At 33.0% G+C, this 461-nt stretch carries 1 protein-coding gene; it reads left to right on the top strand.

The features are described 5' to 3' along the window. A partial coding sequence (gene isaB / locus L987_RS05340; RefSeq protein WP_047503357.1) for an immunodominant staphylococcal antigen IsaB family protein occupies positions 1 to 352 on the top strand: 352 nt, incomplete at its 5' end. Positions 353 to 461: the final 109 nt, after the last annotated feature.

The raw sequence follows: 461 nt of genomic DNA, 5'->3' as shown, positions 1-461 counted from the left end.
CTTCACGCAAGATTATAATTTTGTGCGTGCATTAAAATATGACAATGTGACAATTAATGGTTATAAAGTAGATACAGATGCTAAGAAAGAGTTTGACCATAATAAGAAAGTTTATGATACGACAGTAGAATTTAATAGTGATAACGAAGTCGTACAAATCACTTTCTTCACGAAACCAGATTCAGTATCTAAAGCGACATTCAAAAAAGCGCATGCATCTAATGAAATTACCGAGGAAGGTAAATTAGGTAATAAAGATGGTTCATATGTCAAATATGCGACGAATGATGGTTTCTATATAGCATTCTTTGATCAAAATGACAGATTAATGGAAGTGACAATCGGACAATAAAAGGTATCTGAACAATGGTTATAATGATTGGAAGTGAGATTAAATGAACAAAGTAGGAAAATTACTTTCAGCAACCGTCGTTGTATCAACACTTGTCGTCGGATCTTCA

It is taken from the genome of Staphylococcus sp. ZWU0021 (assembly GCF_000798895.1).
Taxonomy (GTDB): domain Bacteria; phylum Bacillota; class Bacilli; order Staphylococcales; family Staphylococcaceae; genus Staphylococcus; species Staphylococcus saprophyticus.
This window is presented reverse-complemented; position numbering and strand designations above follow the sequence as displayed.